This window comes from Myxococcus sp. RHSTA-1-4 (assembly GCF_020037125.1).
GTDB lineage: Bacteria > Myxococcota > Myxococcia > Myxococcales > Myxococcaceae > Myxococcus.
This window is the reverse complement of sequence record NZ_JAIQDG010000034.1, coordinates 19,465-32,749: the sequence shown is the minus strand read 5'-3', so window position 1 is coordinate 32,749 and position 13,285 is coordinate 19,465. Positions and strand designations below refer to the sequence as shown.

Here is a 13,285-nt window from a genome sequence, read left to right as displayed (position 1 = left end):
CGGCCTGGTGCCCTGGGAAGCCGTGGCCGGGCGGCCGCGAACCGTGGCATCGCGCCAGGGGGGCGTGGCGGATTGCCACGCTCCCTTGCGCTACCCCCGCTCCCGCTCGCGGCGGTGGATGGTGGAGACGTCGATACCCAACAGCTCCGCGGCCCGCGTCTTGTTTCCGCCGCAGCGCGCCACCATCCAGGTGATGTACTCCGCCTCCAGCCGGCGCAGGGGCCACAGCTCTTGCTGGGCACGCGCCAGCGGCTGGGACTCCGCCGCTTCGGGGGGCAGGTGTGGGCGCAGGTCGTCCAGGCTCGCGCTCTCTCCCGGGGCGAGCACCACCAGCCGCTCCACCAGGTTCTCCAGCTCGCGCACGTTGCCGGGCCAGGGGAGGGCGGCGAGGGCGGCCACGGCCTCGGGCGTCAGGCCTTGCAGGCGCGAGCGCGGGTTGCGCGCGCGGGAGCGGGAGATGAAGTGCTCCACCAGCAGGGGGATGTCCTCGCGGCGCTCGCGCAGCGGGGGCATGCGGAGGGTGACGACGTTGAGGCGGTAGAAGAGGTCCGCGCGGAAGCGGCCCTCGCGCACGCGCGCCTCCAGGTCCTGGTGCGTGGCGGCGATGATGCGCACGTCCACGGTGCGGCTGGCGTCCGCTCCCACCGCGCGCACCTCGCCGTCCTCCAGCACGCGCAGCAGGCGGGCCTGCAGCTCCAGGGGCATGTCGCCAATCTCGTCGAGGAAGAGCGTGCCCCGGTCCGCCTCCACGAAGAGGCCGCGCCGCGCCGAGGTGGCCCCGGTGAAGGCGCCCTTCACGTGACCGAACAGCTCGCTCTCCAGCAGGTGGTGCGGCAGGGCGGTGCAGTTGACGGCCACGAAGGGCCCCTCGGCGCGTGGCCCCTCGAAGTGGAGCGCGCGCGCCACCAGCTCCTTGCCGCTGCCGCTCTCGCCCCGCAGCAGCACCGCCGCGCCGGAGTGGGCCACGCGCTCGATGAGCTCGTACAGGGCGCGCATGGGCGCGCTGCGGCCCACCAGCGCGCCCAGGCTGCTCCGCTCCGCCGCCTGCTGGCGCAGCGCCCGGTTCTCCGCACGCAGCCGGCGCTCCGCCAGCGCCCGCTTCAGGAAGACGAGCACCTCGTCCAGCCGGAAGGGCTTGGTGAAGTAGTGGTATGCGCCGCGCTTCATCGCCTCCACGGCGCTCTCCACGCCGCCGAAGGCGGTCATCAGGAGCACCGGCACGTCCGGGTCCATGGCGCGCACCGCCTCCAGCACGTCCAGGCCGTCCACCTTCTCCATGCGCAGGTCGGTCAGCACCGCGTCGTAGAGACGGGTGCGCGCCAGGCGGATGGCCTCCTCGCCCCCGGTGGCCAGGTCCACCGTGTAGCCCTCGTCCGTGAGCGGGTCGCTCAGCATGCGCCCCATCTCCACGTGGTCGTCGACGACCAGGATGCGTCCCTCAGCTCGCATGTCGCTCCTCGGTGGCGGGCACCGCCGCGGGCCATAGCACGGTGACGCAGGTGCCCTGGCCCGGCTCGCTCTCCAGCTCCAGCCGCCCGCCGTGGTTGCGCACGACGTGGGCCACCATCGTCAGGCCCAGCCCCGTGCCCTGCCCGCGCTTCTTGGTGGTGAAGAACGGGTCGAAGACCTGGTTGAGGCTCTCCCGGGGGATGCCGCAGCCGTTGTCGCGCACGGTGAGCGCCACCAGCCCCCAGCTTCCGGCGGACGCGCCATCCGGCGGCGAGGCCGACAGCCGCACCTGCCCTCCCGGGCCGCACGCGTCACAGGCGTTGAGCGCCAGGTTCACCAGGACCTGCTGGAGCTGGTCCGGGTCCGCGGCCAGGGGCGGCAGCGCGTCGGGCACGTCCAGCTCCAGGCTCACCCGGCGGCGCTCGGCCTCCACGCGCAAGAGCTCGTACACGTCGCGGGCGATGGGGGCCAGCGCCACGGGGCGCACCGCGGTGGCCTGCAGGCGGGAGAAGTCCAGGAGCTGCCGCAGCGTGCGGCTCACCCGGTCTATCTGCTCGATGATGACGGCCACTCCGGGCCCCTGGGGGTGGGCCGGCCCCAGCTTGCCGAGCACGTACTCCGCCCGCCCGCGCACCACGCCCAGCGGGGTGCCAATCTCATGGGCGATGCCCGCGGCGAGCACGCCCACGGTGGCCAGCTTCTCCGCGCGCAGGAGCTGGGTCTCCAGCGCGCGCACGTTGGTGAGGTCCTCCACCACCAGCAGCGTGCGCACGTCCGGGTCTCTTGCCTCCAGCGGCACCGCGTGCAGGTTGAAGCGGCCCTCGTCTCCGAAGAGCGCGAGCGGCTCGCCCAGCAGGCTCTGGGGGCGCGCCTCGCCGTTGGCGGCCTCCACCAGGGCGCGCAGGCGGGACACCACCGGCTCTGGGGCCTGGGGGAAGGCCGCGGCCAGGGGGGCTCCCACGGCGCTGTCGGGCATGCGGGCGCGCAGCACCTGGTTGACGGCGCTGATGCGGCCCGTCTCGGTGAGGGCGAGCACGCCGGCGGGGATGTGGTCGAGAATCTTCTGCGTCTTGTCGTGCAGGTGCGCGAGCTGCTCGGCATGGCGGCGGCTCTCCCGCAGGGCCGCCGCGCGGCGCTGGGCCAGGGCCACGTACACGGCGAACGCCACCAGGAAGAGGGACACCAGCAGCGCGGCCCCGGCCAGTTGCCAGATGAGGCCCTGCTCGTGCGAGCGGAGCGCGGCGGTGGAGACCAGGGTGGCCACGGACCAGTGGCTGCCGCCGCGGATGCGGATGGGGGTGAAGATGGCGACGGCCTCGGCGCGTCCCAGGCCGAGCCGCTCGGCCTCGTCCTCGCGCAGGGGGAGCCTGCCGCGCTCGCCTTCCCGGAGCCGGGCCGCCACGGACGCGAAGCCGGGGACGAGCGCGCCCTCGGTGTCCAGCCGCCTGTACCAGTCCGCGAGCGTGGCATCGCTGGCGGAGGTGGGCTGGCCATGGGCGCCCACCAGCAGCAGGCGGGCTTCCGGGTCCGAGGTGACGATGCGCAGCGGCGTGAAGAAGGACTCGGTGTCCACCAGCACCGCCACGGCCCCCGCGGGGCGCCCGTTGACGGCGGGCAGCGCGGTGGCCATGACGCGCAGCCAGCTCTGCGGCTCTCCCAGCGGAGGGGACGTGGTGATGTCTCCGGGAGGCCGCTGCAGCGCGCGCCGGGCCGCCTCCGCCATCTGGGGAAGGATGGTGCCGCGTGCCAGTTGCTTGCCGGTGCGCCGGTCCAGCAGCCGCAGCCGCTCGGCGCCCTGCGCGTTGTAGGTGGCGATGACCTTGTACTGGCCCACGGCCTCCAGCAGGGCGCGCAGCTCGCGCCGGTGCTCCGCGTCGCTGCCGGGCTGGGACATGAGCTCGCCCGCGAAGCGCAGGTCCTCGCCCACGTCCTCGAGCGTCTCCGCGACTCCACGCGTGGCCTCGTCGAGCTGGGCCTGGCGGTCCGTGGCGAACTGCTGCGCGAGCGCCGCGCGGTTGCGCTCCAGCAGCGTCAGGACTCCCAGTCCCACGCTGGTGAGCGCGGCGCACAGGAGGAGGATGGGCAGGAGCGCGTACCGCATGGGGGCGGGGAGTGTAACCGGCTTCCGGCGGTGCGCTTCCGGCGAGTGCGCCCGGTGGGCGGGCGGGGCAGGGAGCGGAGCGGCTGCTAGTCGAGGAGCCGGCGCTCCCAGCGGCGCATGTCGTCCTCGGTGAAGCCGGGCCACGGGGAGCGCTCGCGGTAGAGCCAGGGCTCCAGCACGAGGGCCAGCTCTCGGTAGGAGGCGAGGGTGCGCTCGGGCTCTCTGTCACCGGCCTCCGGCTGCTTGCCCAGCGTCACGACGACGCGGTCTCCGCCCATGTCTTGCACGGTGGTGTCGGGCGAGTGCAGGCGCGAGCGAAGGCCCTCGGCACCGCCCAGCTCCCCCAGCACCGGCTGGCCGAGGAAGGTCAGCCAGTGCGCTCCCTTCACGCGGGCTCCAATGTGATTGGCCAGATGATCCGCAATCGCGATGTCCATGCCCGGATAGGTGAAGCAGGCCTCGCGAACCTCCGCCGCATACGTCCTTGAGTCGAAAAGCGACTGCATGAACAGGCCGGCATGGCCGGAGTTGAAGGGGAGCCGGGCTCCCAGTTCCAGTGCCAGCTCGCGCACCCAGCCGGCGCCGCGCTCCTCCAGGTACTCGGTCGGCAGCCAGAAGGAGACCGTGGACGTCTCGTTGGGGAACGTCATGTACCCAGGGAAGTCGTAGAGCCGACCGAAATAGGTGAACTCGTGCCCCGGCACCACCGTCGGCCATTCTCTCAGGACGATTCTGCCGCCGCCTTCTGGGTCGAGTAGGTCCTTTCGGACAGCAGCCCAGCCCTCATCATCAAGGTCGCTCCACTGACCGGAACGGGTCACGTATTGAGACAGCTTCCGGCTGCCTACCGCGCTGAGGTAGACGTCCAGCGCGTGCGCGATTCCATGCCTCACCTCGGCATGGGGCCGCTGCATATAGAAGGTGATGTTCAGACTGTCCCGCACGACCAGATAGCGCACGGGTTCGGGGATTTCCGGCGGGTACGCATCATACGTCTTGTAGATGCGTATCTTTGGGCTCAAGGCGTCCACGGTTGAGTGATTCCTTGTTGGGGTACAACAACGGATGGAGTCGTGCCTCCCAGCGACTGGTGGTACATCTGACCTTGGTGCTTTCCGTAGTAGGGATGCCTGCGGTCATAGGAATTCCACTGGGGCGGGTTGCTGAGCGGGCACGGGAACTTGAAATCATAGACGGCCTGAACCTTGAGCGGCTCGTTCGTCGCGTGGATGACGACGTCCGGCACCAGCGTCCCCAACAGCAGGTGGAAGAGCCCATCTTGTAGCCACTCTGCTACCTGCGCGGGTGTTATCAGACGCAGCCCCTTCCTGGGGTCGGGGAAGTAGCGTGGCTCGATGCTGAAGTTGCCTGGAATCACCTCCTTCAGCTTCTCTCGGGCGCACTTCAGCGCCACCTCGTGCTTCAATCGGCCCAGTCGCTCGGACCGTTTCTCCTGCTGCTCCCATTCGTTCGTGATCTTCTCCTCGCATTGAGCGCGGGTCGGCCAGCCGCCCTTCCCGAAGAACTGCTCGTTGACCTGGCCGTTCGCTTCCGACGCGCACTCCATCAGGATGGCCTCAATGCGGGCGAGTTCGGCCGCCTCCAGCAACCGCATCACCGCCGCGGTGGTTCGCACCGCGCCCGCCGCGCGTGACAGCCAGGGAATGATGGCCTCCTCGCCCGTTGCCGTGTAGCAGGCGGGCGTGCGCAGGCAGGCGCTCGTCGCCGAGTCCATCGACTGCGCGTAGTGGCTGGGCCTGCCATATCGGGCCGGTGCACCACATGCAACCAGCAGCACACTGGCGATGAGCACGTAGTGGATCGGCCTCGCGGGACGAGGAGCCCGGCTCACCTCATGAGCCATTGGTGCCATGGGCCATGACTTCTCCGGGACGCTGTTCATCATTCCGGATGGTCGCGTCTTTGTTGAGTTGCGGCAATACCCGACTGGGGTTCGCACGGCGCGTCCGTCCCGCAGCGGGGTATTCAGCCGCCGGCAAGCACGCAAGGGCGCCCCGAGCTGAGGGGTCAAGGCGCTGCGCGACCGCCGATCTCCGGGAAGCGCTCATAGGCCCGCTTCAGCGCGTCCAGGTGGGCGGGGTTGTCCAGGTCGAGCGGCGTGTCCGTGAGCTGCACGACCCACCCGCCCGATGCCGTGCGCCGCGCTCGTGAGAGCAGGTCGGCGTCGCGGGCGGGGTCTGGGAACCCGATGGCCTGTGCGGCAGCGGCAGACCAGTAGTTCATCCACCCAAGGTAATAGGGAATCTCGGGCGAGCGAATGTGCGGGGGGAGTTTCAGGGCGGGCAGTCCCCGGCGTGGGGAAGGCGGACCTTGCAGCGTGGGTGCTGTCTGATACGCGATGTCCACCTTAGCGGCGTACGGCGTTGCACTCCCCCAGAACGCGCGTGCGCCCTCCGCCACGGCTTCAAGCACAGCCGCCGCTGCCGCGATCACTGGCTCGTCCAGTGGCATTTTCGCATGGATTTCAAAAAGGGGCTGACCGCCTGGGCTGAAGAGTCCCGACCTTTCCCTTCCATCAACCGTCACGGGGTAATTCACGTCCCCGTTGCACACAATAGGGAACTCCCCGTCTTCAATGTTTTCCAGGAGCCATGCATCACGCTGTGGCAATGGGATGGGGCGCCCGCTGTCTGAGAGCCGCCACTTCAGCCGCAAGCCGGATAGTGTCTGTTCCATTCCATGGATGACGTCGACCGCGCGACCGTCTTTGCCCACGAGCGCAGGCGCGTAGGTGATAAGGTTGAGGGTTCTTTGCTTAGTCATCGTGGGCATCCCGTGACGATGATATTGAGGGACTCATCCTCGGCGAGCAGAGCGTCTTTGTGCGCTTGGGTGCTCACTCCGATCACGAAGTCATATCCACACGCCACGGCTATGTCTCGCTCCTTCCTGATTTGTTTGAGTTCCTTCTTGATCTCCATGTTCTGGACGAAGGCATTGTACTTATCAAATTGATGAGTCTTGATCTCCCACAGCACGCGCACGCCGACTTGCAGTGCATCGAAGCGTACTCCGCCCACGCTCACGTCCATGCCGGGATAACGGTTGGGTGGAAACTTGTCGGCGCACTCGTTATGCGGACCATCTTTGGAGGCGCGCGGCACCGGGACGGGCCTGCACTCGGGACGGCGCTCTCGGTCCAGTGGATCGGTCGGCACCGGGGGGAACCAGTCCTGTCCTGATGGCTCGGGATTGGGCTTGCGGTGCGTCAAACGATCCTGCTCATTGGATGGCTGCGTTTGAATCTCGGGCTTGGCTCGCTCACGAGATGCCCTACGGTATGCATCCAACTCCTCTTTGATGGCGACTGCCACCACGACTGCGCCAGCTATGATCACGGCTCCAACGACTATCTCGGGTGCTATCAGAATGCAGACTCCCAACCCCAAGGTCGCAGCACCGGCAGAGGCGACAGAGCATCTTCCCGTGACATCGCGAAACTCAATCCGGTCATGGTCGAGCGCGTGATAGCACCGCTCCACAAGCACGGCTCATTCGTTGGATGCCTCCCGCACCACGCATCGCCCGCCATCCGCCCACGGCAGCTCTGCCGCTCTCTGGAGGTTGGCGACCCTCGGGCTCCGGGTCGCCGACTCTTTCGGGCTCGGCTCCGTCGTTGCGCAGGCCGAGAGAAGCAGCAGGAGTGCGACGCAAGTTCGAAGAAGCATGGTCACGTCGTTACGGAAGGGGTCTGCCCGCCACGCTCGACAGCGAGAGTGCTCGGAGCGCCCGACTTTGGCAGCGCCCTCCTTGGAGCGCCAGAGCCGAGAACCTCCGGCCCAAGCTGCCGCAGCTCGCAACGTCGGCTCAGCGGTACACCTTCGTGATGCACCTTGTATCCGACTGGGGTTCGCACGTCGCGCCCGTCCCGCAGCGGGGTATTCAGCTCCAGCGGCCCCCGCGCGTCCGGGGGCGCGCCCTGGCTCAGCCGAGCGACGCCGTCAGCGCTGGCCGCCAGACGCGCGGGAGCGTGACGGTGAACGTGGAGCCGGCGCCGGGCACGCTCTGGACCTGGATGGAACCGCCGTGTGACTCCGCAATCCCGCGGCTGATGTACAGGCCGAGCCCCAGCCCGCCATAGTTCTTGGACACGGCGCGCTCGAAGCGCTCGAAGATGTGGCCCTGCCGCTCCGGGGCGATACCGATTCCGTGGTCCCTCACCACGAGCCGCGCGCTCCCGGCCTCCTCCCTGACGAAGACCTCGATGGGCTTGCCTGGCCCGAACTTGAGGGCGTTGTGGAGCAGGTGGGTCACGAGCTGCGCGAGCCGCGCGGCATCCCACTGCCCCACCACCGGCGCGGCGCACGTGAGGGACACCGTGCAGCGGGCCGCGGTCAGCTCGGGCTCGAGGCGCTCCACCACGCCGCGCACCAGCGCGCCGAGCTCGACCTCGCCGCGCTTCAGCTCCAGCCGCCCCTGCTCGATGCGCGTCACGTCGAGGAGTTCCCCGGTGAGCTGCTCGAGCCTGTCGGTCCTGCTCAGCACCCGGCCGAGGCCGCGGTTCAGCGTCTCCGTCGAGACGGTCCTCCCGGCCGAGGCCGCGCGGAGCAGGCCCTCCACCGAGAGCCGGAGCGAGGTCAGCGGCGTGCGCAGCTCGTGCGAGGCCACGGTGAGGAACTCCTCCCGCAGGCGCAGCGCCCGCTGCGTCTCGGCGAGCAGGCGCGCGTTGTCGATGGTCAGCGCCGCGCGGCGGCCCAGCTCCACCGCCAGCTCCACGTCGGCCGTCCCGAACCAGTGCGGAGCGGCCGCCACGAACGTCAAGGCCCCGAGCTTCGTGTCTCGCGCGATCAGCGGCACGATGAGCACGCTCCGCGTGCCCAGCCGGCGGATGAGCGCGGCGTGGTGCTCGTCGAGCGTGTAGGACCGGATCTGCTCGTCGGTGAGGGCCGGCAGGTGGACGGGGGCCCCTCCCTGGAGCACGGTCGTCACCGGCGTGGCCGTGCCGAGGCGCGCGGGGTATCGCTCCGCGAGCTCACGCAGGAGCGGCTCCTTCCGCGGGTCGCGGTGTGCGCCCGCCAGGCGTATGACGGTGCTCCCCTCGTTGAGGTCGACGACCGCCCAGTCGGCGAACGAGCGCGCGCACAGGCGGGTCAGCGCGTCGAACACGCCCACGTAGTCGAGCGTCGAGGAGATGAGCGCGGTCGCCTCTCCGAGCAGGAGCGCACGCCGTCCGGCCGTCTCGGCCTCCACGCGGCCGGCATGCTCGCGCTCGAGGAGGAGCGCGTTCTCCAGCGAGATGGCCGCCTGGGCCGCGAGCAGCTCGAGCGCCAGCAGGCGCTCGGGCGTGAAGCTGCCGGGGACGAGGTCGTTCTCGAGGTAGAGGAAGGCGACGACCTCCGCCTGCCTGCGGACGGGGAGGCAGAGGACAGAGCGCGGGCGCGCCCGCGCGAAGTACGGGTCCCCCGAGAACCGCTCCGCGTCAGCGGCCGCGTCGGAAAGCAGCACGTGCTCCCGGGTGCGCTGCGCGTACTGCAGGATGGACGCCGGGGCGCGTGCCGCCAGCGCTTGCGGGGCCGCGCCGAACAGCAGGCCCGGCGCCTCCTCCTCGCCCACGGCGGACTCGGCCGCGACCTCGAGCGCGCCCTCGCGGGACAGGACCAGGAGGGCCCGGCGCGCCCCGCCTTGCTCGAGGACGACCTGCAAGAGCGTGTGCAGGAGCTGCTCGCGGACCATCACCCCGGAGATGGTCTGCGAGGCCTTGACCACCGAGAGCAGGTCGAGCTGCTCGGGCCGGGCCGCGAAGACGGCCGCGAGGCCGGGCGGCGGTGCCTCATGAAGGTGCGCGTGGCGCTCCGCGAGCTGCCTCACCTTCGCTTCCGCGCCCCACCGGACGTAACAGTCCCGGGCCTCCCGGAGATAGGCGGCGGTGATGGTCCTGAAGCGCCGCTCCCGGTAGAACGCCGCGGCAAGCTCGTTGGCCATGGCCTCCCAGTGGACGAAGCCGTTGGCCCGCGCCGCCCGGATGGCCTCCTCGTAGCGCTGCTCGGCCTGGAGCGTGTCTCCCGTGATTCGGGCGAGCTCCGCGGACACGAGGGCGTGTTTCGTGAGGAAGTTCTCCGGGCAGCTCCGGGCCCAGAGGGCGAGCTTCTTGTCGTAGCCCTCGAGCGTCCTCTCAATCTCCCGCTGCTCCTCTTCCGTCCTCCGCGGGTGGATGCGGGCGAGCAGGAGGGCGTGGAAGTAATAGAAGGTCGCCTCCATGGGCATGGCCAGCACGGCGCTGAGCGTCTTCTTCGCTTCGTCCGCGTGATGGAGCGCCTCGGCGTCGTCTCCGGCGAGATACGCCGTGATGAGCTTCATCATGTGGAAGAAGACGATGCCGCACCCGAAGGCCGCCCCGGCAATCTTCGCGACGCACGGGGCCTCCTGGAACGCTTCGTCCTCGAAGGAGGTACTCCCGCGAGTCCTTCCCTTCAGGCACGCGAGGAACTGCTGCTCCAGCCGGATTGTCTCGTGGATGGGTTCGTTGCGGGAGTCCCGGGCGAAGGCCGCGTAGCTCCGCGAGAACCGGATGACATCATCGATGGCATCGCCCCGCTCGATGGCCTGCCAGACAATCTGGAACGCGATGGCGTTCGCGAAGACCAGGTCGCCCGCATCCAGGCATGCGAGGAATCCCCGCTCCAGGATGGGGAAGTCCGTCGAGATGTGACGGCTCCAGAAGTTGATGTGGTCGCCGTGGAAGTGCAGGACCGTGCCCCGCCGGCTGATGTCGCCGAGCTTCTGGTTGAGCCTGATGGACATCTCCGAGAACTCGTAGGCGGCACGAGGGTCATCGTAGAGGGAGACGAGCATCAAGCCGTAGGCGCTGTACCCCACGCAGGATTCGTACGTGTGGCCGAACCGGAGGGAGTGATTGACGAGCTTCAGGATGACGAGCGGGAAGACCTGGGGCCTGCTGCCAATGTAGGCGGCAGGGGCCACGTTCGAGAGCAGACCGATGACGGCCCTGACGCGCGGGTCGGTGGCCTCGGCGGCATCCGCGAGGTCCGCGATGCGGCGCCCGCCCAGGTTGACCTGGATGGCCTCCGCCTCGGCGCGGGTCGCCTCGCTCAGCACCGCGTCGTCCTCGGGGATGTCCACACCAAAGAGCTGAAGGGCCTTGCACGCCATCGCCACCGCCTCGTCGTACCTGCCCGCGACGTGGCAGAGCTTCAGGCGGAGCTCGTACACCGTGGCCTTGTCGCAGTCGGTCCTCGCGCGGGCGAGGAGGACGTCGAACAGGGTCTCGGCCTGCTCGAACGCGCCGCCCAGGTACTCGCACTCCGCGCGCTCGATGAAGAGGGGGAACGCGACGTCGTAGCGGGACTCCCAGGCACCCTCGGGCAGGAGGGCCGCCGCGACGGCGAGGAAGTTCCTCGCGGAGGTATAGGCGATGGACGCCTTCGCCTTCCTTCCCGCGAGGAAGTTGAGCCTCGCGAGCGCGTCCCTCTCCGCCGGGTCGGTGATGAGGGCAAGGCCGCGGTTGAGCTGGCCGACGACGTCGAAGATGCGCTCCTCGATGCTCCGTGCGTCCAGGCTCGCCAGCAGCAGACGCCCGATGCGGAGATGGACGCCCTTCTTCCTCTCATCCTCGATGAGCGCATAGGCCCCCTGCTGGACGCGGTCGTGCAGGAACGTGTAGACGTCGCCCTGCTGGAGCACCAGCCCTTCCCGGACCGCGTCCGAGAGCGCACGCGCGGTCTGCTCGCCCGGCTGGTTGGAGATGACGGCCAGGGTGTGCAGGTCCGTGGTGTTTCCGACGCATGCGGCGAGCTTCAACACCTCCTGTGTGGCGGGTGGGAGGCGCTTGAGCTTCCGCACCATGAGGTCGACGACGTTGTCGGTGAGGCCCTTGGCGTGAATCTTCGCCACGTCCCAGCGCCACCGGGAGGTGCCGCGGTCGAACTCCAGCAGGCCCTCCTCGTGGAGCGTGGTGAGGAACTGGATGGCGAAGAAGGGATTGCCGGCGGTCTTCTCGTGGACGAGGCGGGCCAGGGGCGCGGCGGAGCCGGGGGAGCAGCGCAGGGCCTCCGCGAGGAACTGTCCCAGGTGCTCGACGGTGAGGGGGGCGAGGACGAGCTCGTGCACGCGCGCGCCGGACTTCCGGAGGGTGTCGAGCATGAGCGCGAGGGGGTGGGAGGGGCCCACCGCGTTGTCGCGGTACGCGCCCAGGAGGAGGAGGTAGCGGGTCTGCGGGTGGAGGAGGAGGTCCTCGAGGAGCTTCAAGCTCCCGGAGTCGAGCCACTGGAGGTCGTCGAGGAACAGGGCGAGGGGGTGCTCCTCGCGCGCGAAGACGCTGATGAACTGGCGGAACACCCGGTGGAAGCGGTTCTGCGCTTCGAGCGGAGGGAGCGGAGGAAGCGCGGGCTGCGGGCCGAGAATCAGCTCCACGTGAGGGATGATGTCGATGATGAGCTGCGCGCTCGCGCCAAGCGCCTGCCGCAGCTGCTCCCTCCAGGCGGCCACGCTCGCTTCGCTTTCGGTGAGAATCTGCTCTATCAGCTCGGCGAACGCCTGGGCGAAGGGGGAGTACGGCACGTCTCGCCGGTATTGGTCGAACTTGCCGAAGATGAAGAACCCGCGCTCCCGCACGATGGGCCTGTGCAGCTCACGGACCAGCGAGGACTTGCCAATGCCCGAGTACCCCGACACCAGCACGAGCTCCGGGGTCCCCTGCTCGACGACCCGCTTGAAGGTACGAAGGAGCTCGGTGCGCTCGGCCTCGCGGCCATAGAGCTTGTGGGGCAGCTCGAAGCGGTCCGAGACATCGTGCGTTCCCAGGGCAAAGGGCGCGAGCGTGCCTTTCGCCTCCCAGCCGGACAGACAGCGCTCGAGGTCGTGCTGGAGCCCGCGCGCGGTCTGGTACCGCTCCTCCGCCAGCTTGGCCAGGAGCCTGAGGACGATGTCCGAGAGGACGCCCGGGAGGCCGGGAACGAGCGCGGAAGGGGCGGGCGGAGTGCGGGCGACGTGGCAGTGCACCCATTCCAGGGGGTCGCGCGCAGCGAAGGGACGGCGCCCCGTGAGCAGCTCGTAGAAGGTGACGCCGAGGGCGTAGAGGTCGGAGCGGCTGTCCACGGAGCGGTTCATCCGGCCCGTCTGCTCCGGCGACATGTAGGGGAGCGCCCCCTCGATGAGCCGCGCGGCGCGGGGAGGGGGCTGCTCCCGTGTGCCGCGCGCGGCGATGCTGAAGTTCCAGACCTTGAGCTCGCCACTCCTGGGGTCCAAGAGGATGTTTCCCGGCTTGAGCTCCCTGTGGATGACGCCCCGCTCGTGGATGTCAGCGACAATCCCGGCCAGACGCACCGCCAGGCGAAGGAAGTCCCCGACGGGCATCGGCGCGCCCACGAGCTTCTCGAGGGGAGCGCCCGGGAAGTCCTCGAGCTCGAGCGCCGGCCGCCCCTCGAACGTCGAGAGGGCGAGCGGCTCGACGACGGCCAGGCCCGCGAGCGCACGCCCCACCTCGTATTCCCTCCTCAGCCGCTCGAGGTCCTCCGGGCGGCTGTGCTCAGGCTCGAGGACCTTGAGGAGGAGCGCGCGTCCATCGGAGGTCCGCACGGCGTGATGGACGCTCGCCCGGTGCCCCGCCTGGAGCCGCTCGCCCAACGCATACGCCTGGAGCTCTGGTTTCATCATCCTCCCAACACCCAAGGTAAGCAGGATGGTGCCGCCCTCCGGAGGATGACAACGCCGGCCCGGGCCACGCATGGGAAAGACGGGGGCCCTACCGAGGAGGGA

The 13,285-nt window shown here is 69.5% G+C and carries 6 protein-coding genes and 1 pseudogene; all 7 read right to left on the bottom strand.

Annotated features, from left to right (window positions below; all coding sequences use genetic code 11):
- Positions 1–90 precede the first annotated feature (90 nt).
- Positions 91–1,449 (bottom strand): sigma-54 dependent transcriptional regulator, encoded by a 1,359-nt coding sequence (locus K8638_RS34990; protein WP_223759047.1) that lies wholly within the window; start codon positions 1,447–1,449, stop codon positions 91–93.
- Positions 1,439–3,550 carry a nitrogen regulation protein NR(II) gene (locus tag K8638_RS34985; RefSeq protein ID WP_223759046.1) on the bottom strand — a complete coding sequence of 704 codons (2,112 nt, stop codon included), beginning with the start codon at positions 3,548–3,550 and terminating at the stop codon, positions 1,439–1,441. The genes K8638_RS34990 and K8638_RS34985 overlap by 11 nt, the downstream gene beginning before the upstream one ends.
- A gap of 86 nt (positions 3,551–3,636) precedes the next feature.
- Positions 3,637–4,581 (bottom strand): type VI immunity family protein, encoded by a 945-nt coding sequence (locus K8638_RS34980; protein WP_223759045.1) that lies wholly within the window; start codon positions 4,579–4,581, stop codon positions 3,637–3,639.
- On the bottom strand, positions 4,569–5,363 hold the full coding sequence (locus K8638_RS34975; RefSeq protein ID WP_223759044.1) for a hypothetical protein: 795 nt from the start codon (positions 5,361–5,363) through the stop codon (positions 4,569–4,571). Before K8638_RS34975 ends, K8638_RS34980 begins: the two co-directional genes overlap by 13 nt.
- Positions 5,364–5,578: 215 nt before the next feature.
- Positions 5,579–6,334 (bottom strand): DUF5953 family protein, encoded by a 756-nt coding sequence (locus K8638_RS34970; protein WP_223759043.1) that lies wholly within the window; start codon positions 6,332–6,334, stop codon positions 5,579–5,581.
- Positions 6,331–7,239, bottom strand: a pseudogene (locus tag K8638_RS34965) (DUF6310 domain-containing protein). Before K8638_RS34965 ends, K8638_RS34970 begins: the two are co-directional and overlap by 4 nt.
- Positions 7,240–7,495: 256 nt before the next feature.
- Positions 7,496–13,183, bottom strand: a complete 5,688-nt coding sequence (locus K8638_RS34960; protein WP_223759042.1) for an ATP-binding sensor histidine kinase — start codon at positions 13,181–13,183, stop codon at positions 7,496–7,498.
- Positions 13,184–13,285 lie beyond the last annotated feature (102 nt).

What these genes read in the sequence shown, in the direction of transcription:
- K8638_RS34990 (WP_223759047.1), bottom strand. Translation starts at nt 1,449, where the DNA reads ATGCGAGCTGAGGGACGCATCCTGGTCGTCGACGACCACGTGGAGATG.
- K8638_RS34985 (WP_223759046.1), bottom strand. Translation starts at nt 3,550, where the DNA reads ATGCGGTACGCGCTCCTGCCCATCCTCCTCCTGTGCGCCGCGCTCACC.
- K8638_RS34970 (WP_223759043.1), bottom strand. Translation starts at nt 6,334, where the DNA reads ATGACTAAGCAAAGAACCCTCAACCTTATCACCTACGCGCCTGCGCTC.
- K8638_RS34960 (WP_223759042.1), bottom strand. Translation starts at nt 13,183, where the DNA reads ATGATGAAACCAGAGCTCCAGGCGTATGCGTTGGGCGAGCGGCTCCAG.